The organism is Paenalcaligenes sp. GW821-LYS-B07-1, from assembly GCF_058803365.1.
Genome location: NZ_CM179516.1, coordinates 1,296,095 through 1,322,061, shown reverse-complemented (window position 1 = coordinate 1,322,061; position 25,967 = coordinate 1,296,095). Strand labels below are relative to the sequence as shown.

The window sequence follows — 25,967 nt, the reverse complement described above, 5'->3', positions numbered from 1 at the left end:
TTATTTCCCGCTAGTCACTGGAGGACGGTTTTTACGGAAAGCATTTTTAATGGCGATTTTGTCACCGTCGAAAGTGAACAAATCCACCATCAAGGCTTCGTGTTTGCCACCATTCAGATCGGTGCCTTTAAAGCGTGATGTAGACATGGCATGGTTAGCATCCAGCATGTAGAAATCACCATCTAGCCATGCCGCATCAGGGAAGTTTTTCCACGCTGACTCAAAGGCCACTCGCACTTTTTCATGACCTTGATGAATCGTGCCCTCTACTTCATTACCCGCAATCGCGTAGAACGCACAATCTTTGGTCATCATGCTCATGATGGTGTCAATATCGTGGTCATTCCACGCTTGGCTATAGGCTTTCAGTAGTTCTAATTTTTGATTCATCTTTTGTGCTCCTTCCAGTTATCGTCGTTATTGCATTACCGGCTGTGCGTCACTATGTATTAGCCCTGTAGTAGGTGAGGACGCTTCGGCCAGATAATGTTTCTTGGGCATACGCCCCGCTAAAAATGCATCACGCCCTGCTTGCACTGCCCTACGCATGGCGCGCGCCATACGGATGGGATCTTGCGCATACGAAATAGCAGAATTCATCAGTACTGCATCGCAACCTAGCTCCATGGCGATGGTGGCATCAGAGGCGGTTCCCACCCCTGCATCCAGCAGTACTGGTACGTTAATTTGATCCAGAATTAAACGGATATTCCATGGGTTCAGAATGCCCATGCCCGAGCCAATAATAGAGGCCAGCGGCATGATAGCGACACAACCCATGTCTTCCAGCATACGAGCTTGTATAGGGTCATCAGAGCAATACACCATCACATCAAACCCTTCTTTCACCAGCGTTTTCGCGGCTTTCAGGGTTTCGGGCATATTGGGATATAAGTTTTTCTGACTACCAAAAATTTCCAGCTTGGCCAACGCATGACCATCCAGCAGTTCACGCGCCAGGCGCAGTGTTCGCACCGCATCATCAGCACTAAAGCAACCTGCTGTATTGGGTAAATAGGTGTAATCTTGTGGGGACACGTAGTCCAGCAAACTGGGCTCGCCAGTATCCTGACCAATATTGGTGCGACGAATGGCCACGGTGACAATCTCTGCCCCGCTCTGCTCTACCGCTTCGCGTGTTTCCACAAAATCCTTGTACTTGCCAGTACCTACCAGCAATCTAGAACGGTATGAGCGGCCTGCGATAACGAGTGCGTCTTCCATAAACAACCTGTTCTTTTGTTGACTTCATAGTGAGGGGGCGAGGCGCCCCCTCCAGGTACTACAGTGTGCAGAAAAATTAGACGTAGTCTTTGTATTTTTCCAGCAGACGTACAGGACGCTTCAAGGCATCACGACGGAATGGGTCGCCCAATTCACGTGTACACATGATTTCCAGCACGCAGGTTTTACCTTCGTTCATCTGCATGTCAATGGCTCGTTTCAGCGCAGGGCCTACATCCTCCAGGCGATCCACGACTATACCCTCAGCACCCATGGCTTTGGCAATATCAGCGAACGATGCATTATCCAACTCGCCAGCTACAAAGCGACGGTTGTAGAACTCCACCTGGTTTTTCTTCTCTGCACCCCATTGGCGGTTATGGAACACCACCGCTGTGACTGGAATTTCATGACGTACTGCTGTCATGATTTCCATCATGCTCATACCCCAAGCACCGTCACCGGCGTAAGCAATCGCTGGACGATCTGGAGCCGCCGTTTTCGCGCCGATAATAGTTGGCAATGCGTACCCGCAGTTACCAAAGCTCATTGGTGCAAAGAAACTGCGTGGTTTTTCAAAGCGCAGGTAGCTGTGTGCCACCGAGTTGATGTTACCGATATCGGTAGACACCATCACATTCTCAGGCATGGCTTTTTCCAACTCACGCAATACTTGTCGTGGGTGCAGGTACTCGCCACCGTTGAAGGTTTTCTCTTTGGCGTTTTCAGCAATCATGTCCAAGCTGTATGGATCGGTTTCGTGTGTCCACGCATCCAACTCAGCTTCCCACGCTGCTTTCTCTTGAGCGATTTTCTTCGCACGTTCTTCTTTGCTGGCGTCGCTCACCAATTTACGCTGGCTGATACGAGCCAACAGTTCTTTAGCTACTGCACGTGCATCGCCACAAATACCAACGGAGATTTTCTTCACCAAGCCCAGCATTTTGTGGTCAGCATCGATCTGGATGATCTTGGCGTTTTTAGGCCAGTAGTCGATGCCGTACTGTGGCAACGTACCGAATGGCCCCAAACGTGTACCTAGTGCAATCACCACGTCGGCTTGGGAAATCAGTTTCATACCTGCTTGAGAACCTTGGTAACCCAAAGGACCGCACCACAGTGGGTGACTAGCAGGGAAAGAGTCATTGTGCTGGTAGCTGTTCACTACCGGAGCACCTAGGCGCTCAGCCAAGGCTTTACATTCTTCAACGGCATCGCTCATCACTACGCCGCCACCAGAAATGATGACTGGGAATTTAGCGCTAGCCAGCAATTCCAGGGCTTCTTCTAGGGCTTGTTCACCACCGTGACCACGATCCAATTTACGAGGTGTAGGAATTTCGCAGGTGACTTCGCCGTAGAAGTAGTCACGTGGAATGTTCAGCTGGGTTGGGCCCATTTCTGTCATCGCACGTTCAAAACACAGGCTAGTGTATTCAGCCATACGGGCAGGATTGGTCACATGCCCTTGGTATTTAGTGAACTCTTGGAACATGGGCAACTGATTGCACTCTTGGAAACCACCCAGACCCATTGTGTTCGTACCAGCTTCAGGTGTCACGATTACCACTGGGCTATGTGCCCAGTATGCGGCAGCAATACCTGTTACGCAGTTACTGATACCAGGACCGTTCTGGCCGATCACTACACCATGTTTGCCGGATACGCGAGCGTAACCGTCAGCCATGTGTGCCGCACCTTGTTCATGCACCACAGGAATCAGGCGAATACCTGCTGGGGCAAAAATATCCATGGCATCCATAAAAGCGGACCCCATGATCCCAAACATATCCTTCACACCGTAGGACACCATGGTCTCTACGAAAGCCTCTGAAGGGGTCATTTTTGTCAATCCGGTTACCGGCTTACGGTTATCTGCTACCTGGCTCATCACCTAGTCTCCATTTATATACAAATACAGTGCATGGCACACCACATCCATCAAAAATCTTATTTTTCGAGATTTTTTAAACACTTTATCGAGACAAAATATGCTTGTCAATCATAAAATGGATAATAATCTCAATATTCGATATATTTAGTACCATATATTGTGTATAAATAGATGTAAACCCTAAGTTCTGCAGCAAAGGAGTAGACATGTCTCAAAAAATAGAAATACCAGAACAAAAAGTATCGGTTAAAGAAAAATTCGGCATAAATAGCCCCTTACAGGTACCGGCGTTTAGTGACGCTACTGAATACGTTCCTGCCATTGATGAGGCCTACCGCTTTGACTCTGAGGTCACGCTATCGCTGTTAGCTGGCTTTGCGCACAACAGACGTGTGCTCATCCAAGGCCGTCACGGCACTGGTAAATCCACCCACATAGAACAAGTCGCTGCCAGACTGAACTGGCCTTGCATACGCGTGAACCTAGATGGCCACATCAGTAGGTTAGATTTAGTAGGTAAAGACACCATTACCATTCAAGACGGGCTACAAGTCACCCGTTTTCAGGAAGGCGTCATTCCATGGGCCATGCAACGCCCCATGGCGCTTATTTTGGATGAGTACGATGCTGGCCGACCTGACGTTATGTTTGTGATTCAACAGATTCTGGAACAGGACGGTAGATTTACCCTACTAGATCAAAACCGCGTTTTGCACCCACACCCCTACTTCCGCATTTTTGCTACCACCAATACATTGGGGTTAGGCGACCAAACCGGGCTATATAGAGGCACGCACACGCTGAATCACGCCCAGCTAGACCGTTGGAACATCGTCAGCACCTTGAATTATTTACCTGCTGCAGAAGAAGAAGCCATTGTGCTGGGCCGTGTTCCCATCAAAAACACAGAACAAGGCAAACACGATATTCAAGCGATGGTGGCGTTAGCCAATCTCACACGGCAAGCCTTTGCTGCCGGTGATCTATCTACATTGATGTCGCCCCGCACAGTCATTACCTGGGCCGAGAACTGCACCTTGTTTCATGACAAGCGCCGTGCCTTTGTGGTGTCTTTTTTCAATAAATGCGATGAGAGCGAACAGAATCTGGTGAAAGAGCTGTATCAGCGCTGTTTTAACGAGGAATTGCTACCTACCGACGCGAATTGATTTTGGAGCCTTCGCATGAACAGCCCCACCCCAGACTTACGTGAGCAACGCCGTGTACTAGAACTTAGCGCCATGGTGACCCGTGCTTTGGCTGACGACCCACACGTACACATACGCCAGCAGCTATTTTTTAGAGCAAACCGCCCGTTAGTCACGCTAGCCCCACACTTACGTGTACACGACAGCGAAAGCCTGCAACACCTTAGAGGTGTGGCCGACAGCTTAGCCTTGCGCCTGCTGCACACGCAACATGCTTTGCATCAACAACTGATGCCAGCAGATGCTGTTTCTAGACTGATTTTTGATTGGTTGGAAGCACTACGCACAGAATCGTTAGCTCCGGAATCCATGCCCGGCATGCGTCACAACCTACAGCAACGCTTTTATTTTTGGTCAGCTGGCTACTACCATGCTCGTCACACAGAAAGTGAATTAGGCATTTGGCTATATACCTTGGCACAAATGTGCTGGAGCCGCTTAAACGCTCTGCCCGTATACCCAGAAACCGAAGACTTCATCGAAAGTACTCGTGCTAATTTGACGCCGGTGCTGGGGCCCTTACTGTATGAACTACGTAAGCATCGCGCCGACCAAGCCAGCTACGCCACTTATGCACTACGTGTCGCAGCGTTAGTGCACCAAGAAGTAGAGGCCATGCAAAAAGCACAGTCTGAGTCTGGTACCGACACAGAGGACGAGCAAGAGTGGGACAACTTTTCATTGCTGCTGGATTTTGATGGCGATGAGGCCGCTGCCTACGAAGAAGTGCTTAGCGACACTGAGCGCAGCACCACAATGACTCAAGAGCGGTATCAAATTTTCGATAACCAATATGACAAAGAAGAGCATCTGGCTGAGTTCATACGACCTGAGTTACTGAATGGTTATCGCGAACAAATTAACCAACGCATTAGCCAGCAGAATTTGCACATCAACCTACTGCTGCAGCGTTTACGTAGGGCGCTCACGCAATACAGCGATCCTCGTTGGGAGAATGATCAAGAAGCGGGCTACATAGACGGTGCGCGATTAAGCCAAATCATCAGCAATCCAAATGAACGACGTTTGTTTAGGCAGCCCACCGTAGCGCCACACACACCATGCAGTATCAGTTTTTTGGTGGATTGCTCAGGCTCTATGAAGCATCACGCGGAAACAGTGACCTTGATGGTGGATATTCTGAGTCGAGCCTTAGAACAAGCCGGCGCACAAACAGAAGTATTGGGGTTTTCTACTCACGCCTGGAATGGCGGTCGTCCCTTTAAACGCTGGATGGCTAGGCAACGCCCTGCTCACCCAGGTCGCTTAAACGAAGTTAGCCACCGCGTATTCAAGGACGCCAAAACGCCATGGAAACGTGCCAATAGAGACATCGTCGCGCTGATGAAACTGGATTATTACCGCGAAGGTATAGATGGTGAAGCCGTACAGTGGGCATGCCAACGTCTGCAATCGCTGGAAAGCCAACGCAAAATACTGTACGTACTTTCTGACGGCTGCCCTATGGACAGCGCCACAAACTTAGGGAACAACGAACACTATCTAGAAAACCACCTATTGCAGGTGTTAGGCTCGGCCACCCAACAAGGGATTGAAGTATGGGGTATAGGCATAGGGTTGGATTTAAGCCGGCTATATCCGCAGTCGTTGATTGCGGATTTCGAGCACGGCTTAGATAACCATTTTCTAGATGATTTTATACGCAGCCTGCGCCCTACTCGCCTTGGCCTTGGTTCTCGATCTTAGCCAAAGCTGTAGCAGCACGCTTTAGTGCAGGCAAACACGACAGCGCTTTGTCAGGCGTCATACGCATGACAGGCGCTTGAGTGGCTACAGCCATGTTGGAACGACCACCATCGGCACGCGGCACTAACACAGCCACGCAAAACAACCCGGGTAAGAACTCTTCGTTATCAAAGGCATAGCCACTTTCTTTTACTTGCGCTAGCTCTTTTTCTAGATCATCCAGAGTGGTGATGGTGTTTTTGGTGTAGCTTTCCAGTGGCGTATCGGCCAGTAAACGTCTACGCTGCGCCGGGCTCATCTGTGCCAACAAGACTTTCCCGCTGGCCGAGCAATGCACAGGCACACGAGAACCTGGACGCAAATAAAAGCGTAATGGCGCTTCGGTTTCTACCCTGTCCATGTACAACACTTCGCTGCCAGACAACGCTGTCAGGTTACAGCTTTCACCCAATTCATTACCTAAATTGCGTAATACCGCACGTCTAGCACCGTACTTAGTGTCGTTTAGCAGTAGATCTTCGGCTAAACGGCGCAAACGCCCACCCACACAATAGTGACGGCCATCGGTATCGCGAGCCAACATACCCGCGCCTTCTAACTGTTGCAGCATGCGGTGCACAGTAGGTTTAGGCAGCTCAATTGCATCCACCACATCCTGCAACGCAAACATTCGATCTTGACTGGCTATCAGCTCCAATATGCCGAACAAACGCATAGTGGGTGTATCGCCAGAGTTTTTTACTTTTGACTCACGTACTTCTGCTTGTTTTTCAGCCATATACAGAACTCACTTTTCAGACTCTTTGCGTTCCATTGTATATCAAAAAATGCTTGACACTTGTTTCAAACGCTAAAAATCTGCTATAAATCTCATTAAACAGAACAAATTATCTCGATAAACAAGAAGGAGACTAAGGTGCGCTTATTGGACAACATCATTGAGGCGGCACGTAGTCAACCTGCCACCATCGTCTTATGTGAAGCCGATGACCCTCGAATTTTGACGGCTGCACAGCGTGCGCAGACCAAAGGTATTGCCCGCATTATTTTGGTTGGTACACGCCAAAAAATTGAGGCATGCGCCCAACAACACGGGATTTCCCTAGACGATATGGTCATAGAGGACCCTGCTACGTCAGCCCATTTAGCGACAGTAGAGGCAGCGTTGCTAGCCTTGCGCGCGCCCAAAGGTATGCAGCCTGAAGATGCCGCAAAGCAAATCCAAGATCCATTGTGCTTTGCCAATATGCTGGTGCATTGCAATCTTGCTGATGGCTCTGTAGCCGGTGCCGTATATAGCACTGCCGACGTCGTACGTTGCGCCTTGCAGCTCATCGGCAAAGCCCCAGATGCGGAGTTAGTATCTAGCTTTTTCTTGATGCTCATGTGCCAACCCCACCATCCTTATAAGGGTGGCATGATCTTTAGTGACTGCGGATTAGTCATTGATCCTAATGCTGAACAGTTAGCCAGCATTGCCCTAGCGGCGGCCGAATCGGCGCGACGACTGCTACAAACTGAACCTCGCGTTGCCATGTTGTCGTTTTCTACCGCGGGTAGTGCTCACCACCCTGCCGTCGATAAAGTCATCAAAGCGGCACAACTGGTGAAACAACACTGCCCAGATTTAGCCATTGATGAAGACATACAATTAGACGCGGCATTAGTGCCTGAAATTGCTGCACGAAAACTCCCTAATTCGCACGTCAAAGGTCAGGCTAACGTCTTAATATTTCCTACACTAGAGGCTGGTAACATAGCCTATAAAGCGGCCGAACGTTTAGGCCAGCTCACCGCCATTGGCCCGTTGCTTCAAGGTTTACGTAAACCGGCTAATGATCTATCCAGAGGCTGCAGCAGTGACGATATTTACGCTGTGATTGCCATCACTTCTCTGCAAACACACTCCACGTCATGAGCTTGATCACCACCCTGCTTTTACTGCTCATTATTATTGTTGGTACGTACTTTCAAACCGTGACTGGCTTTGGCCTAGCCATGATTGTCATCGGTATCAACAGCGCAGTCGGGCTCACTAGCGTGCCGTTTATCGCCTCGGTAGTGAGTCTAGTGAGTTTAGTGAACAGCGGTGTGGCCTTACCGCGCCACCTACATCACATTGATTGGCGGCTTGCTAATACCACCTTGTTAGGCGTGATTCCTGCCAGTGTGCTAGGTGTAGTGCTACTGAACTTTCTGAATGCGCAAGCCACTAGCATTTTGGAGTTTTTGCTGGGCTGCGTGATTGGCTATAGCGGCATCAGCTTTGCCCTACGCCCCCGTCAACATACCGAAATATCCAGCCTGCGCTCTTTTTTCTCTGCAGGCTTTATTTCTGGCCTATGCGGTGGGTTATTTGGTATTCCTGGACCACCCATTATTTTTCATCTCTACCGACAACCTATGAGTCTGGCAGTCACACGCAACATGTTACTGCTGATTTTCGCCTGTACCGCCTTTTCCCGTAGTCTGTACGAATTCATTACTACTGGATTTCCTAAAGGCACGCTGACAACAACCCTGCTGGCCATTCCTTGCGTGGCTCTGGTCACCATTCTGACTCAGCGTTTCCCGCCCCCGCTCAGCGTAGAAACAGTACGACGTATTACCTTTGGCACCTTGATTCTCATTGGTATCAGCCTCATTGTTCGCAGCCTAAGCACACTGCTGCTGTAAGGTTCTCTTTTTTCTACGATCAGGGGTAAATCCTTAGAGGATTTACCCCTTTGCTCATTGCCGTCTTGATAAAAAAAACATACCATCAAATCTCATTAAACAAAACAAAAAGTACCATAAAGGAGATTTCATGGGGAAAACAACTGTAAAACTCTGGTTAATGGGTCTAGGCTTAGGTGCAGCCTCTCTGGCACATGCCGCATACGACGGCCCAGCGGTACGTTTCAAACTGGCTCACACCGCACCTCCCGGCAACCACATCACTGGCGCTTATGAGAAATTTGCAGAACTGGTGAAAGAAAAATCAGATGGCAAAGTCGTCGTACAACTGTTTCCCGGCGCTGTCTTGGGTAGTGATCGCGTGCTGATAGAAGGTGCTCAAAAAGGTACGCTGCAAATGGGTGTTAGCTCTACACCAAACCTAGCTAACTTCTCCAACCAATTTCAGGTATTTGATCTGCCTTACATCACTACCCCAGAAAAGCAGCAACAGCTCTATGCCGCAATCAACCCGGGGGGAGCACTGAATCAATACTTAGAAAAAGCAGCAAATGACATAGGCCTACAGCCCATCATGTATGCCGAGTATGGCTACCGCCATTTTGTTTCCAGTGACAAACCACTGAACAGCGCGGCCGACCTAGAAGGCTTAAAAATGCGTACTACCGATTCCCCTGTGGAAGTGGCAGTCGCTAAATCCTTAAACACCAACCCAGCCCCTATTGCTTGGGGTGAGGTCTATACCTCATTGCAACAAGGCACTATTGATGCCGAAGGCAATACCTTCCCCCACCTGTACGGTGCCAAACACCACGAAGCACTGAAATACGCCATTACCTCGGCCCATAACTACGGCATGCAAGTTGCTATGGCCAATAAAAAATGGTGGGATAGCTTAGCCCCCGAGACCCAAAAGGTCATCCAAGATGCGGCATTAGAAGCCGTTACCTACCAACGCGAAGTGCTGTATCCAGAAAACGAGCGTCAAGCTCGCTTAGCCTTCGAAGAGGCCGGCATCCAAATCCATGATGCAACACCTGAAGAAATTCAAACCTTCAAAACCCTTACTCGTCCTGTATTTGAAGAGTTTGCGGCCAAACTACCAGGCGAGCTGATTGAGCTGGTAGAACAAACACAACAATAAGATTATGCCTGCGTAGCTACCACCACACAGTAGCTACGCCACTAGGTTTGAGGAGCACCAGCATGGCCCACGCCACATCGCAGCGATCCCCTATAGCAATACTGAACCAACTGGAAAAGCCCCTTCTCTTTGTTGGTCTGCTATTGATGATTCTGATCATCAACTACCAAACTCTGTTTAGATACTCCATGTCTACGCTGACCACTTGGGCCAGCCATCCAGAGCAATACCCATGGATTACCTTATTCGGCGACCCTAGCGTTGTTAAAGCGTGGTTGCGTAGCAAAATAGGTTGGGCCACCTGGAGCGAGGAACTTGCACGCTATATTTTTGTATGGATTTCTTATCTAGCCGTATCCCTGTCCATTTTGTCCAAAAATAGCATTCGTATGGATGCTGTACACAATGCTCTGCCCCCTAGATTACAAAATATTGTCTGGGTGGCTATTTATGCGCTAAGCCTGCTACTAACCGCCGCCTTTTTGCAAATGGGTATTGAACATATAGGCATGCAGCGCGAATTTACTCAAACTACTCCTGCTCTTCAAATCAACTATTTAGTGCCGTACTTGATTCTGCCTCTAGGCTTCGGTCTGATGAGTTTACGTACGCTGCAATGCTTGTATGAGTCATGGAAAAATTTGAGCTGGTATGACTTTATCGCTGGCCTGCTAATTCCCGTCGTTTTACTGTCTCCACTTTTTATCTGGGAATACGTAGACGCTACCCTGCTGCTGTTTTGCTATTTTGTGGTGTTCATTGTCCTGGGTGTGCCCATTGCCTTCTCTCTAGGGCTCGCCAGTATAGTCACCATCATCGGTGCCGACACACTACCGCTAGACTACATCGCGCAAATTGCCTTTGTTTCCATAGACTCCTTCCCCATTATGGCTATACCGTTCTTTATTGCTGCCGGTATTTTCATGGGAGCGGGTGGGTTATCTGAGCGCCTACTGATTGTGGCCGATAAGTTAGTGGGTTCCTTACCCGGTGGCTTAGCCTTAGCCAGCATCATGACATGTATGTTCTTTTCGGCCATTAGTGGTTCAGGCCCAGCCACCGTTGCTGCCATTGGGACCATCACCATTCCTGCAATGGCTGCCCGAGGCTACAACATTTACTTTGCCGCTGCCGTCGTCGCCTGCGCTGGCGCTATTGGGGTCATCATCCCGCCAAGCAACCCCTTTGTGGTGTACGGTGTGGCGGCTCAAGCCTCTATTGGTAAATTGTTTATTGCTGGCATTGTGCCAGGCTTATTCATGGGCTTCATGCTCATGGCTATGACTTACTTTATTTCCAAAAAGAACGGCTGGAAAGGCGAAGAAGGTGACCGTTCATTAGGTTCTATTTTGGTCTCGCTCTGGCAAGCCAAATGGGCGCTGTTAGTCCCAGTCATTATTTTGGGGGGTATCTACGGCGGTATCATGACACCTACCGAGTCAGCGGCTGTTGCAGCACTGTACGGTCTGATCATTGGTAAATGTGTGTATCGTGAGCTGAGCTGGAAGAAACTCTGGAATGCCAGCATAGAAGCTACCCAAACCTCATCTATCATCATTATCTTGATGGCGATGGCGACTATTTTCGGCAATATCATGACGCTGGAGCAGATTCCCGAAACAGTAGCCAGTGGCGTGCTAACGTTCACCGATAACAAATACCTGATCCTGTTCCTTATCTGCATTTTGCTGCTGATTATTGGGGTGTTCATGGAAGCCTTGGCAGCCATTGTGATTATCACTCCCGTCTTGCTACCGCTGGTGCTTAAGCTGGGCGTAGACCCTATCCACTTCGGTGTCATCATGGTTGTAGGCCTAGCCATTGGCTTCATTACGCCCCCTGTAGGCGTTAACCTTTTCGTCGCCAGTGGTATCGCCAAAATTGGTATAGATAAGATCGCCAAAGCCAGCTTCCCGCTCTTGCTGATTATGATTCTGGTGCTGCTATTGGTGACCTATGTACCTGCTATTTCGTTGGTACTGCTATGACCGTTATTACTCACAAAGCACTATGCCACGCTAGCCTAAACGCCCTGCATCACTACGCAGGGCAAGACGGCCTCCCCCCGGTCTGCTTTGCACTGGTAGATACACAAGGCGATTTGCTATGTTTCGAACGCATGGATGGTGCCCCTGTGCGTACCATTAACATTGCGATTGCCAAAGCCTATACGGCTGCCAGAATGGGAGCCAGCACTCGGCAATTTCGACATCGCTTGCAGCAAGAAAATCTGCAGTGCTCCGAGTTCATGGACAGTGCTCTCTGTGCCCTACCTGGGGGCGTCATCCTGCCTTTACCCAACCATAGCGTTGTCGCAGTAGGGGTTAGCGGCAGAGCCTTGGATGACGATGAAACCTTAGCCCTAACATTGGTTAAACACCTACAAGCACATTTCTCTAAATGATGTAAACACAATAAAGGCAAGAAAGATTACATATAGGGATACACGTAACCATCATGGAGCGTCTGTATAATAGGTCGTATTCCATACCGTTTCTTATTCTTTATTTTCTTTCTTGCCATGACTAATGCCACTAGCTCCACCTCACACAAATTCATGCGCCAAGCGCTAAGTGCTATTTATTTCTTTGGTGGAATTGTTGGTTTATATGTGCTGCTTTCTCAAGCGCAGATTTTTATGGTTTCAGCACTGGCCATTATTCTGTTCTCGCTCATGTTGATTCAAAACTTAGTCGCTATCTATGGTGGCGTTAAGTTCTGGCGTGGCAATCCTGAGGGTGGTCAACTGCTGTACTGGTTATCGTGGACCAGCGTACCGGTGTTTTCCTCTACCATGCTGTCCTACCACAGTATTATTGGTTTAGGCCTCACCCCCACTATTACCCTCACCCCCGGCATGTATAACTTTCACATTCAGTTCACACTGGGCTATGAAGGTGCACTGAAATGGTTCCCCACCTTCGATATTTTCCAACTGGGTCTGAACCTTGCACCATTGCTGTTCATTGCTGTGATTCGTGCGCTGCTGCAAGCTGACTCTGACACTCCCGTAAAAATTTAAGGCATGAGTAACTCAGTTAAGCAGCCCTGCCCTTGCGGCACGGGAAAACGCTATGAGCAATGCTGCGGTCGTTGGCATCGGGGTTCGGAATACTTACAAGCCCCTGATGCCGAGCACCTAATGCGCTCACGCTATAGCGCATTTGTCATGCAGTTACCAGATTACCTGCTCGCTACCTGGCACCCCAGTACGCGGCCCTCAGAGCTAGATCTGGATGATACGTTCACCAAATGGATTGCACTAACCATTCACCATGCTCGGCAGCACGACGACACGCATGCGGAAGTGAGTTTTACGGCACGCTATAAACAAAATGGGAAAGCCAATCGTTTGCACGAAGTGAGTCAGTTTCTAAAAGAACAAGAGCAATGGTTTTATGTAGATGGGCAGTTTCCTGATTAAGTAAAGACCAAAACCTTTATAAAATTGACATATTCTGAAACGCGTAAGCCATCAGGTTGTCAGCAAATTACGCTATGATCTTTACGAACGTAATCTTTTTCACTGGAGAGCACTCATGACAATTAAATACTCTGCTGCGGCACTATCCTTGGCCCTGCTGTTTAGCCCTCTTAGCCATGCAGACTCCACCGTGCCGTATGTAGACGAATACTTGGCAGACATCGCTGAGAAAAACACAGCGATTGCTGAGCGCTTTGTGCACTTTTTCGAACCAGTAGCTGCTCAAGCTGACTGGGTGAAAAACTACGGCACTTCCTCTCCAGCCCGTTTGGTGACAGTTGGTGAAAAAGAACAAAGCTACTTGGTTTTCCAAGGCTGCAAACCACATGACTGCAACACACAAAGCTACTTGGTGTTGTACAACCCAAAATCCGAACAGTTTGAAGCCGGTGCTCTGCGCACTGACACAATGACTGATCAAGGCGCACTGACTGAAACTCGTATTCAGTGGCTGGGCGATGCTAACGACAGCTTGGCTCAAGTAATTTGGGATGAGTTCACGCCTAACGACTAAGCGTGTGTCTCCTATGCTTAGAGCTGGCTAAGCAAACAGCCCCTAATGGCATAAAACCGTGGGGGCTGTTTTTTATGGCTGACTACCTAATAGGAATTTACGCTGCTTGATGTAAAGCAGTTTCTGGCAACAAGCTAGCCGCAGCATTATCCATCACGATACGCACGTTACTGTGCTGCTTCAAGACGGTTGCAGGCATATCTTCGCTAGCTGGGCTTTGGAAGTAGTTCAGCATAGTCTGTGCCTTATGCTCACCCGTTACTACTAACAAGATTTCCTTGGCTTCCAGAATATCTTGAATACCCATCGTCAATGCATGACGCGGTACTTCGTCCATGCTGCTAAAGAAACGGCCATTGTCCTGTCTGGTGCGCTCTAACAGCTCTACCACATGGGTGCGGCTATCAAAAGGCGTACCTGGCTCATTAAAGCCTATATGGCCATTGCTACCTATGCCCAGCAGTTGCAAATCCAAGCCGCCCTCTTGCTGTATGCGTGCTGAATAATGCTGACACTCTGCCTGCCAGTCACTTGCCAAGCCATCAGGTAAATGCAACTGTGCTTCAGTGAACGGCAGCAGATTGAACAGGTGTTGATGCATGTAATAGTTATAGCTTTGCGGATGCGTCTGAGATAACCCTACGTACTCATCCAGGTTAAAGCTACGCAATTGCGCTACATCCAGCTGCAAAGCACTGACCTGTTGCACGAACTGTTGATAGACGGGCTCCATCGTCCCCCCTGTCGCCAGACCCAACACGGCCGTAGGTTTTTTTTGTATAAGTTGGATCAAGTGATTACTGACGTGTGCAGCAACCGCTTGTGGATCAGGTAGAACAAGAAACATGAAACACTACAATAAAAATAAGAATAATGAAAAATCTATCACCAAATGGCTAAAGCACCATTCTGGACAAAAACACGACGCTTTGCATCCCTTTTTAACAAAGATAAACTTTCGGGCATTTTTTAAATAGGATTAGCCGTTTTTTAGAAACAAAACTGCTGATTTTTTTCTACTATAAAAGCCTATTAGTAGCGTTAAGAAGAAAGCATTTTGCCGCAGTAAAGCTAACTACAGCTATTACTGCGGCAAGAGATTAGGACAAGCTATTACGGTTCACAGTAGGTTTTTATACACCACACCATTTTTCATAATTAGATGGAAGTTTTGCTCTGGATCCGCCACAAAATCCAGATTTTTTTCGGGATCGCCATTAGCAATAATCAGATCAGCATAAGCGCCCTTTTCCAACTTACCTAGCGTATGCGGATAAGGGTTTCGTGCGCCCGACAATGCTACATACTCGCCATTCATACCTGTTCCCTGCTTAAGCACCGTTAAAGGATCATAGAAACGGGTTAGCTTCGCCAACTGCTTACCTTGAGTACGCGTGTTATTGGCATTGAACAGTACATCCGTGCCCCAACCGGTATGGATATTGTATTTTTGTGCCATTTCGTAGGCATGTACCGTACCTTGAGCCACCTCATGCTGAGCCTGACGACGCATATCATCCGGGTAAAAATTAGCATCCTCATCTTGTAAGAATGGCTGCAAACTCCACCATGTATCAGTATCAGCCATCATTTTGACGCTTTCTTCATCCGCCAACTGACCATGCTCAATACTTTTTACACCGGCACGTATACAGCGCTGAATGCCCGTAGGCGTATACACGTGCGCCATCACATAGGTATTCCAGTCTGAGGCGGCGGCAACAGCGGCTTTTAGCTCGGCTTCGGTGTACTGAGTACTGTCTAAAGGATCGTACATAGACGCCACACCGCCACCTGCCAAAACCTTAATCTGCGAAGCGCCCAGCATCAACTGCTCACGTACCCTACGCAGTACTTCATCTGCACCATCAGCAATCATCGCCACGCCAACGCGCTCAACCAAGGCAAGATCCGCTGCACCCGCACGTGGCAAATCGCTACGCATACGGAAGTCACCATGACCTGAGGTTTGCGAAATCATCGCGCCTGACGGATAAATACGCGGGCCATCAATAATGCCCTCATCAATGGCGCGCTTCAGTGCAAAGGCTGGGCCGCCGGGATCTCTAATGGTCGTAAATCCACGCAGCAACGTATTTTGCGCTTCTTTCGCTGCCACTAAATACAAATAACCCACATCAGAGGTCATAGCAGTCACTTGATTGATAGCAGCCAACATGGTGTGCCAGTGCACATCAATCAGACCAGGCATCAGCAGTTTCCCGCCCGCATCAATAAGCTCTGCATCACTCACGGGTTCCGACTCAGAGATGATATCTTCGATCATGGCACCACGCAGTACCAGCTTCAGGCCCTGCTGCGGCTTCTTACCTGTACCGTCAAAGATCCTACAGTTATGAATCACTACAGGGCGTGGCGGTGTTTTAGGTGTAGCGCTACTTGTAGCTGCGCCTACACTTCTGGTCATACCAGAAAATGCAGCAGCCATCGCAATGGCACCACCTAAAAATTGTCGTCTGGACATATCAGCCATGACGCGGGCATGCAGGATTTGCATGATAGTGCCACCACAACCACAACCGCGACGACGTTGGAGTTTTCCAGATGTCGTGCCTGCCAGCGTAAACAGCCCTTGATGCTGCCCCGTTTTTCGTAATGTATTTTGCATGCCAAGATTACCCATAAGAATGGTTTATCGCACTTTTCTGCCTGCTACAGACACCATACAGCTACCGTTACACGCTGTAAAAAATATCACTGCTATCTACACGTCGCAGTCAGGTCTTACACAGGGAGAATCATACTAAAACCAGAGTGCCCTGCCTGCTTTTACCTACAACTTGTCACATATAAAAAACCCGCTATACCATCGGCATAGCGGGTAAAGGCACTACTTAATGCTTTAGTGCATCACTCGAAAGAACGAGAACGCAGCAATTCTGGCTTCATGATAGGTTTATGGCCTGTGTTGGCATGATCAGCCAACAACTCCCCGTTTAGCTCTGTACCGTAACGGGTATTCTTGTGGAAGGTATCCAAGTACATTTCACGTGTTTCTCTGACATCACCGGTATAACGCGGATCTTGAGGACGCTCACGTGTGTCGATGTACTCAGCCAAATCCCATGCCTGCTGTTCGGTCAACGAGTTAGGTTTACCTAACGGCATGTTTTGTTTTACAAATGCTGCCAAGGTAAACGGGCGAGCAATACCAGCCCCCCAGTTGTACGAACCATCCCCCCACAAAGCGGGGAAAATCACTTCCTCACCTTTCATGGTGCCGGAACCATCTTCAGCGTGACACATTGCACACTGCGCTTGGTACAAAGCACGACCACGTTCTACATCAGGTTTCAGCTCAGGCTCAGGCAAACGGGCATAACCACGGCCATACAGCTTCTGGTCTGCTGCTGGGTACATAGGTACACCGCGAGCCAACCACTGATGATAAGCCGTCAACGCCAACATATTGTCGCTACCGTACTCAGGAGGAATACCGTTCATGGAATACGCAAAACAACCCACAATACGCTCTTCTAGGTTATTCACGTGACCATTTTTGCCACGATACTCTGGCAATGTCACCACAGCAGGCCACACAGGACCAGCGTTAGGCAAGCGCCCTTCACCCATGTGACAGCTGCTACAGTTCATGTTGTTAAACACATTCACACCACGTAGCTGCTGTGTATCCACAAACAGATCGTGACCACGACGAATCACTGCTTTCAGCTCTGGGTGCAGATCGGAGTTTTCCAGATCTTCCATCGTAGGAGGAATGTGCACGTAATCGCCCTCTACTGGCGTTTTAAAACCAGGAGCCATGTGCGATAGCTGTTCTAATAGCGCTGGGTCAAAGCTACTTTTTGTAGCGGATTCTTCAGCCGCAAACACTGAAGTGGCCACAACGGAAGCACCAATCCATAGCAGAATATTCTTTTTCATACCTTACTCCTTGCTACCCGCTTCTTGTTTGGCCAACCACGCCGACACAGCCTGAATGTCACGATCATTCATGCGACGCGCGATACTTCCCATCAAATCTTGAGGATCATTTTTACGAGAGCCTTCTTGCCAGTGCTTCAACTGCGCGACAATGTAGCCTTCGTGCTGACCTGCAATGTTTGGGAAGAAATGACCTACCCCTTGGCTACCGGGGCCATGGCAGCTTTGGCAAGACACAATGTAGCGATCCCAGTCGCCTTGCTCCACCAATTTACGACCGTGCTCCAACAAGGCTTCGTCGGCGTTCACAGTAACGCTAGTGGTGTCAGGAAAAGGCAGGCTTTCAAAGTAAATCGCCACGTCCATCATCTGCTCATCATTCAGCATCATGCTGAACGGTTTCATACTGATGTTGTCGCGGGTACCCTCTTTGAAAGCTTTCAATTGAGAAACCAGATAGTCACGATCTTGCCCAGCCAGACGAGGCCAAGACTCGCCACCGGGAATACTCATACCGCCACCATTTGCTTGGTGACAGGCAATACAGACCATTGCTGCAGTTTTGCCGCGCTCAATGGCGGCTGTATCATCTTGGGCTACAGCGGCGGGCGACATAACTGCGGTTAAAACCAATGCTGCGCCCCCCATCAGCCCGCTCATACAGGAAAAGGGTTTTTTATTCATAAATAATATGTCCCGTTGTCACAGCTTTAGTGAAGCTGCTGTTTTTGAGGTGCTTAAAAAGCTGGTGAAAGCGGATAGAGCTTCCACCTGTATTTCATTATGCCCAGTGATGGCGCACAAAATAAATACACCAAATCGTGTATTGCCCCTTCAAGATCTATGGGTGTTGTTGCCCAATTCCTCATAGTCTGGATGTGCTTTATGGGTGCGTAATGCCTTACGCCCCAGTAGCCGTTTTATGACCACCCAATAACGTCGTCGCCACCTCAGTAATACATCGACGCAGCCAAATAGCATCTGGTGCTTTGTGGGTTCGTCGATGCCAGAGTTGATAAAAACGCATGGGAGGGAATGCAATAGGAGCATCCAACACTACAATAGGTAAGTGCTTGGCATAATGCTGCGCAAATTGCCTACCTGTGGTGAACACCATGTCTGTACGCATCAACACATAGGGCACTAAGCCAAAGTAAGGCACCGCCATCTGTACCCGACGACGTAACCCCTGCTCAGCTAAACAGCCATCAATAAAATTACTACGATGGGACACATAGGGTGTGGGCGCCAAATGGGGCAACTCCAAGAAATGCTTCATGGAAATACCTTTTTGCGCCAACGGGTGATGCCCACCCAACATACAGACCACCTCGTCATCGAACAAACGAGAGCGATACAACTGTGGCGGCGGTTCCAACCAGTTCCCAATCACCACATCCAGCTGCCCTTCTTCTAGCAAGGCTGCATAGTTGCTTTCATGGCTGATTGCATGCACATAAAGTTTGACGTGTGGCGCTTGTGTACGCAGTTTTTCAATGATTGTGGGTAGAAATAAGGTGTCCAGATAATCGGGCGCCGCCACATGGAACTCGCGCTCCGAGTGTTGAGGATCAAAATCCTCTGGCGGATTGGCGATACGTTCTATGGCTTGTAGGGCCTCATTGGCATAGTGCAGCAGCTCTGTCCCGCGTGCTGTAGGTACCATGCCTGATTTGCCCCGCAATAGAATCTGGTCTCCGGTTATTTCACGAAGTCGTCGCAACGCATTGCTGATTGCAGGCTGAGACTGCCCCATCTGCAAGGCCGTACGCGATACGCTTTGCTCAGTTAGCAGTAACTGCAATACCCGCAATAAATAAGTATCTAAAGGCTCTTTTGGTCTAATCATTCTTGCATTATCTCCAGCCATCACTGTACTGCCTAGTTATGTAATTCCCTCATGATGCAGTTCTGATAGTCATCATCAGCCCCCGGAAATACTGTAATGACATCAGCCTGTTATGCTGAACGCAGCCATTCATTACATTTACTACATAATAGGCAAGGCTATGGAGACAACCCCTATCCGCTTCTATTATCGCGGACACGTTCACGAGGTGCAGAATGCCCCTACTACGCGCACACTCTTACAGCATTTGCGCGAAGATCTACACTGCACCGGCACCAAAGAGGGCTGTGCAGAAGGCGACTGTGGCGCATGTACGGTAGTGGTTGCCGAACTGGATGCTGAGCAAAACGTACAGATGCGTGCAATTAACTCCTGCATTCAGTTACTGCCCGCTCTAGATGGCAAAGCCATCTTCAGTGTAGAAGATCTACAAGCAACCGACCAAAGCCTGCACCCTGTGCAACAAGCCATGCTGGAGTGCCACGGCAGCCAATGCGGGTTCTGCACTCCCGGATTCTTAATGTCCATGTGGGCTTTGTATTTGCAGCATACCCCCGGCTCGCCTGTTCCAACTCGCGACGACATTGATGCCGCCCTGTCTGGCAACCTCTGCCGTTGTACCGGATACCGCCCCATCATCGATGCCTGTGAGCGCATGTTCAGCTACGAGCGCCCCGAATTCGATCACCACACACTCAAGCACACTCTATTGGGTATGCAGCGTGAAAGCGGCCTGCACTACCAACACGAAGAACAGCAATTTCACGCTCCCCTTAGCTTGAAGGAGATGGCTGAACTGCGGTTAGCCTATCCCGAAGCGCGCATTCTGGCAGGCAGTACCGATATAGGCTTATGGGTAACACGTCAATTCAGACACTTGCCGCACCTGCTCTACATTGGCCGTGTACGCGAATTGCAGCATATAGATCATCACGATGGTGACTACGTCTATATTGGCGCTGGCGTACTGCTCAACCCTGCATTTGAAGCCTTGTGTTGCTACTACCCCGAACTGCACGAACTGCATCAACGCTTTGCCTCGCACCCCATACGTAACTCTGGCACCTTAGGCGGCAATATCGCCAATGGCTCACCTATTGGTGACTCCATGCCAGCATTGATCTGCCTAAACGCGCGCATTGTGCTGCGTAAGGGGAATGAGGTGCGCGAAATGCCACTGGAAGAGTTCTACCTGGCTTATCAAAAAAATGCGCTGCAAACTGGCGAGTTTGTACAAGGCCTACGCGTTCCACGTGAACAACCCGGCCTACAGTTCCATACCTACAAACTGGCCAAGCGATACAACCAAGATATCTCCGCCGTATGTTCCGCATTTGCCGTTACGCTGGATGCACAACAGCACGTAAGCCACATTCGTATCGCCTTTGGCGGTATGGCCGCAACCCCTATTCGAGCACATCAGACAGAACAATTCTTGCTAGGTAAAAAATGGGATGACAACACCCTCACCGTTGCTGTCAGTTGTTTACGCGAAGAGTTCCAACCCTTAAGCGATATGCGCGCCAGTGCCGACTACCGGCGTACTGCAGCCGCCAATCTGCTACGCCGCTTCTATTTACACACCCATCCCGAACACGCCTTAGCCACGCATCAACTCAACGTTTTTGAACACGTTCGTTCTATTGAGGGAGTACAGCCATGAGCCTTCACACTGACTCTCTAGAGCATGATCTGCTACACGATGCACGCCAAGTAGGCATATCACCCTACCATGAGTCTGCCGTCTTGCACCTAAACGGCAAGGCCATCTACACCGACGACATTCCTGAGTCACAAGGTACGCTGCATATTGCATTAGGGCTCTCTACCCAAGCACACGCGAATATCCTGTCTATGGATTTACAGCCTGTGAAAGCCGCTAAAGGCGTAGTCGCCGTACTCACGGTGGCTGATGTTCCTGGTGAGAATAACTGCGGCCCTGTGCTGCACGACGATCCTTTGTTGGCCGATGGTGTGGTGCACTATGTAGGACAACCTATATTTGCCGTCATTGCGACCAGCCATGATCTGGCACGACGTGCTGCGCGATTGGCCAATATCGAATACGAAGTCTTACCCGCCATCCTGACTGCTAAAGAAGCCAAAGCGGCAGGGGCCAGCGTATTGCCACCGTTCAACTTGGTACGCGGCACCCCCCATGAAAAACTCGCCAGTGCCCCACATCGTCTGCAAGGTACCTTTGAATGTGGGGGCCAAGAGCAGTTTTATTTGGAAGGCCAAATTTCTTACGCCTTGCCTCAGGACGATGGTGCTGTACGCATTTATTGTTCTACCCAGCACCCTACTGAAATGCAAATGCTGGCCGCGCGCGCGCTGAACATTTCCACACATAAAATCGAAGTCACCTGCCGACGCATGGGCGGTGGCTTTGGTGGTAAGGAATCACAATCAGCCTTGTATGCCTGCGTAGCCGCCATTGCCGCGCAAAAACTGCATCGCCCTATCAAACTGCGTTTAGACCGTGAAGACGACATGACCATCACGGGTAAACGTCACGGCGTGTACTACGAATGGGACATAGGCTTTGATAGTGAAGGACGCATTCTAGGTGCTCACGTAGATATGGCTTTGAATGCGGGTTACTCCGCAGACCTATCCGGCCCTGTTGCTACCCGTGCTGTCTGTCACTTCGATAACGCCTACTACTTAGAGCACGTCGCCATACACGCATTGTGCGCCCGCACCAACACGCAATCCAATACAGCGTTTAGAGGCTTTGGTGGCCCACAGGGTGCATTGGTGATGGAAGTTATTTTAGACAACATAGGACGCCACTTAGGCATAGACCCTTTGTTAATACGACAACGTAACTTCTATGGCCACGAAGACCGCAATCTCACCCCATACGGCCAAGTAGTCAAAGACAATGTCATTGATACGCTGGTAGCACAACTGAGCGACGACTGCCGTTACCACGAACGCAGGCAAGCGGTATTAGAGTTCAACAAACACAATACCATCCTGAAAAAAGGCTTAGCACTAACGCCTGTAAAGTTTGGCATTTCATTTAACTTCCCCGCTTTCAACCAAGCCGGAGCATTGGTGCACGTATACCGTGATGGCTCTGTCCTGGTCAACCACGGCGGTACAGAGATGGGGCAAGGGCTCAACACCAAAGTCGCTCAAGTGGTCGCCCATGAACTGGGGCTCACACTAGACCAAGTACGTTGTACTGCCACCGACACCAGCAAAGTCGCCAACACTTCTGCTACAGCTGCCTCTACTGGCTCTGACTTAAACGGGATGGCCGCACAAGATGCTGCTGCCCAAGTACGAGCACGGTTAACCGAATTTTGGGCAACCCGACAGCAACTACAACCCGAAGACATACATTTCGCCAAAGGCATGGTGTATGCAGGCAGTGTAGTTACACCGTTTGCCGAGGTAGTAGAACAGGCGTACTTGCAGCGCATTCAACTGTGGTCTGACGGTTTTTACGCGACCCCCGGTTTGCACTGGGACGGCGTAAAAATGACGGGTAACCCTTTCTATTACTTTTCGTATGGAGCAGCGGTGGCTGAGGTTGTAGTAGACACCTTAACCGGCGAATGGTCTCTGTTGGCCGCTGACGCACTGCATGATGTAGGCCGTTCACTAAATCCTGCTCTGGATATAGGACAAGTAGAAGGTGCTTTCATCCAAGGTATGGGCTGGCTAACGCTAGAAGAACTGTGGTGGGACAAAGAAGGCAGATTACGCACTCATGCACCTTCCACCTATAAAATCCCAGCCATCCGTGATTGCCCAGAGCATTTCTCGGTAAAACTGTTTGATAATCAAAACGTTCAACCTAGTATTCACCGTTCTAAAGCAGTGGGTGAACCTCCACTACTGCTGCCTTTTTGTGTATTCAATGCACTGCGTGATGCGGTAGCCAGTACCAGTAACTACACACGTCAGCCTACGCTGAATGCCCCCGCCACACCTGAGGCCATACTCGCCGCGGTAGAGCGAGCGCAACATGGGAGCTAAGCAATGCCAGCATTGATACGCCAAGCACGGCGGCTGCTGGACCAGGGGCAGGCGGCTGTATTAATTACGGTAGCACAAACCAAAGGCTCTGCCCCTCGCAATGCGGGTACACGCATGTTGGTCAGCAGTACGCAGCAGTGGCAAACCATAGGCGGTGGGCATCTGGAATGGCAAGCCATTCACCAAGCCCGTACGCTGATTCAAGATCATGTGGCCGGTAAGTCTGCACGGCTCATTGAGCGCTACCCGCTAGGCCCACGCTTAGGGCAATGCTGCGGCGGTATGGTTACGCTAGTATTTGAGCTTCTAGGTAGCAACGATCTGGAATGGCTAGAAGATCTCGCCATATTATTAGACACTGGTAAAAGCGCTCAGCGCCGTGTAGGCATGGGCGCTCAACATGATGTCAGCCTGATGGAGTTGCCTCACAGTTTGGGCCATACTCGGCTGGATCAAGACCTAGATGGCCATACCCAATGGTTCACCGACGAGCTATCGCCCCCTGCTATCCCCGTGGTCTTATTTGGTGCGGGACACATAGGCAAAGCGTTGGTACATTTTCTAGGTAGCCTGAGTGATTGTTCAGTGACCTGGGTAGATGAACGCGAAGCTGAATTTCCCGATAGCATTCCCAGCAACGTACAGGTACACATCACCGATTTTCCTGAAGAAGCCGTGGAACTTGCACCCGCCAATGCCTACTTCCTTGTGATGACACACCGCCACGACTTGGACCAAAAACTGTGCAACCATATCTTGAAGCGTAATGACTTCAGGTATGCTGGGTTGATAGGCTCTCAAACCAAACGCCAACAGTTTGAGAAGCGCTTTCGCCAACGAGGAATCACCAATAAGGTCATAGAACGACTCACCTGCCCCATAGGCATAGGCCAAATACGCAGCAAAGAACCCGCTGCCATTGCGGTGGCCATCACGGCACAACTACTACAAGTGCACGAATCGTTTCTGTGATTTCAGGATACGCCCATCATGATTACTGTCTCTCCCCCCACTACCACACAGGCGTTTCGTGCCGCACTGCTGTACTTCCATCAGCAACCAAATGCCCAACACCCCGAGTATCAAGATTGCATTACCTACCATTATGATGGCTTGCTGTTGGTACAAGCGGGTAAGGTGCTGGCCTGTGGCGACTACAGCAGTTTGCAGCATCTACTGACGGACAACATCCCCCTCACTCGCTTTGATAACAAGCTACTGATGCCGGGGTTTATTGATAGCCACATTCATTTTCCGCAAACGGAAATGATTGCTTCCCCCGCACCCGATCTACTGCCTTGGCTAGAAAACTATACCTTCCCTACGGAAAACCGCTTTGCCGACCCTATACATGCCGCAGAAATCAGCGAGTTTTTCTTAGATGAGTTACTGCGTAACGGCACCACTACGGCTATGGTGTACTGCACGTCTCACAAAGAGGCCACAAACACTTTCTTTGAAGCCAGCCACCGCCGTAATCTACGCATGATTGCCGGTAAGGTGCTGATGGATAGAAACTGCCCTGACTACCTACAAGACACCGCCGAAAGCGGTGCCAGAGACAGTGAAGCACTTATACAGCGCTGGCACGGCACAGGAAGGCAGTTATACGCCCTCACACCACGCTTTGCGCCCACATCCACCCCTGAACAACTAGGACGCTGTAGTGAGCTCGCTAAAGCCTATACAGACGTCTACATACAAAGCCACGTAGCCGAAAGTCAGGCAGAGGTGAAATGGGCGGCTGAACTCTTCCCCAACAGCCGTAGCTATCTAGATATTTACGACCAGTACGGTTTGCTACGCCCTAAAGCCGTCTACGGGCACTGTATTTGGTTGGATGAGACAGACCGCACCCGCATGCATGACACCCAAAGCGTGGCTGCACACTGCCCTACCTCTAACCTATTTTTAGGCAGTGGACTCTTTGATGTAGCTGCTGCTGAAAACAGCCAGATGCGCTACACCTTAGCAACTGATGTAGGAGCGGGCACATCGTTCTCGTTGTTACGCACCATGGACGAAGCCTACAAAGTAGCCAGACTACAGCAGCACTATCTGCCCGCATTGCAGCTGTTTTATCACTGCACAGCCGGTGCAGCTGAAGCGTTGGGTTTAGCTGGGCAAATTGGTACCTTAGCAGCGGGGGCGGAAGCTGACTTTATTGTTCTAGATATGCATGCCACTCCGCTATTGGCTAGACGCTGCTCTACTGCCAACAGCTTAGAGGAATTGCTATTTGCGGTAGCCTTATTAGGGGATGATCGCTGTATCTATGCTACGTATGCAGCGGGTGCCTGCGTACATCAGCGTGCAGAGTAATCTAGGCTGCAAGCCACTCAAGTTTCTGTGGTAAAAAATGCAGCAC

23 protein-coding genes are annotated in these 25,967 nt (G+C 49.7%); 14 read left to right on the top strand and 9 right to left on the bottom strand.

Annotated features, from left to right (window positions below; all coding sequences use genetic code 11):
* The 3 genes from AC3QL0_RS06160 to xsc all read right to left on the bottom strand — a co-directional run bounded on the left by AC3QL0_RS06160 (position 1) and on the right by xsc (position 3,115).
* A complete protein-coding gene (locus tag AC3QL0_RS06160) occupies positions 1-390 on the bottom strand; it encodes a nuclear transport factor 2 family protein (RefSeq protein WP_135863887.1) in 390 nt (129 codons plus the stop codon).
* A gap of 27 nt (positions 391-417) precedes the next feature.
* On the bottom strand, positions 418-1,224 hold the full coding sequence (locus AC3QL0_RS06155) for a thiazole synthase (protein WP_493010541.1): 807 nt from the start codon (positions 1,222-1,224) through the stop codon (positions 418-420).
* A 76-nt stretch (positions 1,225-1,300) separates the two neighbouring features.
* Positions 1,301-3,115, bottom strand: a complete 1,815-nt coding sequence (gene xsc / locus AC3QL0_RS06150; protein WP_493010540.1) for a sulfoacetaldehyde acetyltransferase — start codon at positions 3,113-3,115, stop codon at positions 1,301-1,303.
* A 209-nt stretch (positions 3,116-3,324) separates the two neighbouring features.
* Between xsc and AC3QL0_RS06145 the strand changes: the two genes are divergently transcribed.
* Both AC3QL0_RS06145 and AC3QL0_RS06140 read left to right on the top strand, forming a co-directional pair.
* On the top strand, positions 3,325-4,287 hold the full coding sequence (locus AC3QL0_RS06145) for an AAA family ATPase (protein WP_493010539.1): 963 nt from the start codon (positions 3,325-3,327) through the stop codon (positions 4,285-4,287).
* A gap of 15 nt (positions 4,288-4,302) precedes the next feature.
* Positions 4,303-6,033: a cobaltochelatase CobT-related protein gene (locus AC3QL0_RS06140; RefSeq protein ID WP_493010538.1), complete on the top strand. Its 1,731-nt coding sequence runs from the start codon at positions 4,303-4,305 to the stop codon at positions 6,031-6,033.
* On the opposite strand, the gene AC3QL0_RS06135 is transcribed toward AC3QL0_RS06140, so the two are convergent.
* The gene (locus AC3QL0_RS06135) at positions 6,002-6,811 is read right to left on the bottom strand and encodes an IclR family transcriptional regulator (RefSeq protein ID WP_430219462.1); all 810 of its coding nucleotides are present in this window, start codon (positions 6,809-6,811) and stop codon (positions 6,002-6,004) included. The genes AC3QL0_RS06140 and AC3QL0_RS06135 overlap by 32 nt on opposite strands.
* 138 nt (positions 6,812-6,949) lie before the next feature.
* Between AC3QL0_RS06135 and pta the strand changes: the two genes are divergently transcribed.
* The 8 genes from pta (at position 6,950) to AC3QL0_RS06095 (ending at position 13,851) form a co-directional block, all read left to right on the top strand.
* Complete coding sequence (gene pta / locus AC3QL0_RS06130) at positions 6,950-7,951, top strand: phosphate acetyltransferase (RefSeq protein WP_493010537.1); 1,002 nt, start codon at positions 6,950-6,952, stop codon at positions 7,949-7,951.
* Positions 7,948-8,709 carry a sulfite exporter TauE/SafE family protein gene (locus AC3QL0_RS06125; protein ID WP_493010536.1) on the top strand — a complete coding sequence of 254 codons (762 nt, stop codon included), beginning with the start codon at positions 7,948-7,950 and terminating at the stop codon, positions 8,707-8,709. Before pta ends, AC3QL0_RS06125 begins: the two co-directional genes overlap by 4 nt.
* Before the next feature lie 130 nt (positions 8,710-8,839).
* Positions 8,840-9,853, top strand: a complete 1,014-nt coding sequence (locus AC3QL0_RS06120) for a TRAP transporter substrate-binding protein (RefSeq protein ID WP_493010535.1) — start codon at positions 8,840-8,842, stop codon at positions 9,851-9,853.
* Between the two features lie 62 nt (positions 9,854-9,915).
* Entirely contained in the window at positions 9,916-11,841 is a 1,926-nt protein-coding gene (locus AC3QL0_RS06115) for a TRAP transporter large permease (protein ID WP_493010534.1), read from the top strand.
* A complete protein-coding gene (locus AC3QL0_RS06110; protein WP_493010533.1) occupies positions 11,838-12,257 on the top strand; it encodes a GlcG/HbpS family heme-binding protein in 420 nt (139 codons plus the stop codon). The genes AC3QL0_RS06115 and AC3QL0_RS06110 overlap by 4 nt, the downstream gene beginning before the upstream one ends.
* A gap of 117 nt (positions 12,258-12,374) precedes the next feature.
* Complete coding sequence (locus AC3QL0_RS06105) at positions 12,375-12,875, top strand: hypothetical protein (protein ID WP_493010532.1); 501 nt, start codon at positions 12,375-12,377, stop codon at positions 12,873-12,875.
* Between the two features lie 3 nt (positions 12,876-12,878).
* Positions 12,879-13,277, top strand: coding sequence for a YchJ family protein (locus AC3QL0_RS06100; RefSeq protein WP_493010531.1), 399 nt, complete (start codon positions 12,879-12,881; stop codon positions 13,275-13,277).
* A gap of 115 nt (positions 13,278-13,392) precedes the next feature.
* On the top strand, positions 13,393-13,851 hold the full coding sequence (locus tag AC3QL0_RS06095; RefSeq protein WP_493010530.1) for an Ivy family c-type lysozyme inhibitor: 459 nt from the start codon (positions 13,393-13,395) through the stop codon (positions 13,849-13,851).
* 97 nt (positions 13,852-13,948) lie between these two features.
* Here AC3QL0_RS06095 and nagB read toward each other — a convergent pair whose 3' ends face one another.
* The 5 genes from nagB to AC3QL0_RS06070 all read right to left on the bottom strand — a co-directional run bounded on the left by nagB (position 13,949) and on the right by AC3QL0_RS06070 (position 19,606).
* Complete coding sequence (nagB, locus tag AC3QL0_RS06090) at positions 13,949-14,698, bottom strand: glucosamine-6-phosphate deaminase (RefSeq protein ID WP_493010529.1); 750 nt, start codon at positions 14,696-14,698, stop codon at positions 13,949-13,951.
* 273 nt (positions 14,699-14,971) lie between these two features.
* On the bottom strand, positions 14,972-16,480 hold the full coding sequence (locus tag AC3QL0_RS06085) for a metal-dependent hydrolase family protein (RefSeq protein ID WP_493010528.1): 1,509 nt from the start codon (positions 16,478-16,480) through the stop codon (positions 14,972-14,974).
* A gap of 242 nt (positions 16,481-16,722) precedes the next feature.
* Positions 16,723-17,757, bottom strand: coding sequence for a c-type cytochrome (locus AC3QL0_RS06080; protein ID WP_493010527.1), 1,035 nt, complete (start codon positions 17,755-17,757; stop codon positions 16,723-16,725).
* A gap of 3 nt (positions 17,758-17,760) precedes the next feature.
* Entirely contained in the window at positions 17,761-18,441 is a 681-nt protein-coding gene (locus AC3QL0_RS06075; RefSeq protein ID WP_493010526.1) for a c-type cytochrome, read from the bottom strand.
* Positions 18,442-18,658: 217 nt separating this feature from the next.
* Positions 18,659-19,606, bottom strand: coding sequence for a LysR family transcriptional regulator (locus tag AC3QL0_RS06070; RefSeq protein WP_493010525.1), 948 nt, complete (start codon positions 19,604-19,606; stop codon positions 18,659-18,661).
* Positions 19,607-19,766: 160 nt separating this feature from the next.
* On the opposite strand from AC3QL0_RS06070, the gene xdhA reads away from it, so the two are divergent.
* Genes xdhA through guaD form a run of 4 tightly spaced genes read left to right on the top strand, consistent with a single transcriptional unit; the run spans position 19,767 to position 25,921 of the window.
* On the top strand, positions 19,767-21,269 hold the full coding sequence (gene xdhA, locus AC3QL0_RS06065; RefSeq protein ID WP_493010524.1) for a xanthine dehydrogenase small subunit: 1,503 nt from the start codon (positions 19,767-19,769) through the stop codon (positions 21,267-21,269).
* The gene (gene xdhB / locus AC3QL0_RS06060; protein WP_493010523.1) at positions 21,266-23,599 is read left to right on the top strand and encodes a xanthine dehydrogenase molybdopterin binding subunit; all 2,334 of its coding nucleotides are present in this window, start codon (positions 21,266-21,268) and stop codon (positions 23,597-23,599) included. Before xdhA ends, xdhB begins: the two co-directional genes overlap by 4 nt.
* Before the next feature lie 3 nt (positions 23,600-23,602).
* Positions 23,603-24,571: a xanthine dehydrogenase accessory protein XdhC gene (xdhC, locus tag AC3QL0_RS06055; protein ID WP_493010522.1), complete on the top strand. Its 969-nt coding sequence runs from the start codon at positions 23,603-23,605 to the stop codon at positions 24,569-24,571.
* An 18-nt stretch (positions 24,572-24,589) separates the two neighbouring features.
* Entirely contained in the window at positions 24,590-25,921 is a 1,332-nt protein-coding gene (guaD, locus tag AC3QL0_RS06050; protein ID WP_493010521.1) for a guanine deaminase, read from the top strand.
* The last annotated feature ends 46 nt before the right edge of the window (positions 25,922-25,967 follow it).

Coding starts and splice junctions, on each gene's coding strand:
- AC3QL0_RS06145 (WP_493010539.1), top strand. CDS start 3,325: ATGTCTCAAAAAATAGAAATACCAGAACAAAAAGTATCGGTTAAAGAA.
- AC3QL0_RS06100 (WP_493010531.1), top strand. CDS start 12,879: ATGAGTAACTCAGTTAAGCAGCCCTGCCCTTGCGGCACGGGAAAACGC.
- xdhA (WP_493010524.1), top strand. CDS start 19,767: ATGGAGACAACCCCTATCCGCTTCTATTATCGCGGACACGTTCACGAG.
- xdhB (WP_493010523.1), top strand. CDS start 21,266: ATGAGCCTTCACACTGACTCTCTAGAGCATGATCTGCTACACGATGCA.
- AC3QL0_RS06070 (WP_493010525.1), bottom strand. CDS start 19,606: ATGATTAGACCAAAAGAGCCTTTAGATACTTATTTATTGCGGGTATTG.
- nagB (WP_493010529.1), bottom strand. CDS start 14,698: ATGTTTCTTGTTCTACCTGATCCACAAGCGGTTGCTGCACACGTCAGT.
- AC3QL0_RS06135 (WP_430219462.1), bottom strand. CDS start 6,811: ATGGCTGAAAAACAAGCAGAAGTACGTGAGTCAAAAGTAAAAAACTCT.
- AC3QL0_RS06140 (WP_493010538.1), top strand. CDS start 4,303: ATGAACAGCCCCACCCCAGACTTACGTGAGCAACGCCGTGTACTAGAA.
- AC3QL0_RS06095 (WP_493010530.1), top strand. CDS start 13,393: ATGACAATTAAATACTCTGCTGCGGCACTATCCTTGGCCCTGCTGTTT.
- guaD (WP_493010521.1), top strand. CDS start 24,590: ATGATTACTGTCTCTCCCCCCACTACCACACAGGCGTTTCGTGCCGCA.
- AC3QL0_RS06115 (WP_493010534.1), top strand. CDS start 9,916: ATGGCCCACGCCACATCGCAGCGATCCCCTATAGCAATACTGAACCAA.
- AC3QL0_RS06080 (WP_493010527.1), bottom strand. CDS start 17,757: ATGAAAAAGAATATTCTGCTATGGATTGGTGCTTCCGTTGTGGCCACT.
- AC3QL0_RS06125 (WP_493010536.1), top strand. CDS start 7,948: ATGAGCTTGATCACCACCCTGCTTTTACTGCTCATTATTATTGTTGGT.
- AC3QL0_RS06085 (WP_493010528.1), bottom strand. CDS start 16,480: ATGCAAAATACATTACGAAAAACGGGGCAGCATCAAGGGCTGTTTACG.
- xsc (WP_493010540.1), bottom strand. CDS start 3,115: ATGAGCCAGGTAGCAGATAACCGTAAGCCGGTAACCGGATTGACAAAA.
- AC3QL0_RS06160 (WP_135863887.1), bottom strand. CDS start 390: ATGAATCAAAAATTAGAACTACTGAAAGCCTATAGCCAAGCGTGGAAT.
- AC3QL0_RS06120 (WP_493010535.1), top strand. CDS start 8,840: ATGGGGAAAACAACTGTAAAACTCTGGTTAATGGGTCTAGGCTTAGGT.
- AC3QL0_RS06155 (WP_493010541.1), bottom strand. CDS start 1,224: ATGGAAGACGCACTCGTTATCGCAGGCCGCTCATACCGTTCTAGATTG.
- AC3QL0_RS06105 (WP_493010532.1), top strand. CDS start 12,375: ATGACTAATGCCACTAGCTCCACCTCACACAAATTCATGCGCCAAGCG.
- AC3QL0_RS06075 (WP_493010526.1), bottom strand. CDS start 18,441: ATGAATAAAAAACCCTTTTCCTGTATGAGCGGGCTGATGGGGGGCGCA.
- AC3QL0_RS06110 (WP_493010533.1), top strand. CDS start 11,838: ATGACCGTTATTACTCACAAAGCACTATGCCACGCTAGCCTAAACGCC.
- xdhC (WP_493010522.1), top strand. CDS start 23,603: ATGCCAGCATTGATACGCCAAGCACGGCGGCTGCTGGACCAGGGGCAG.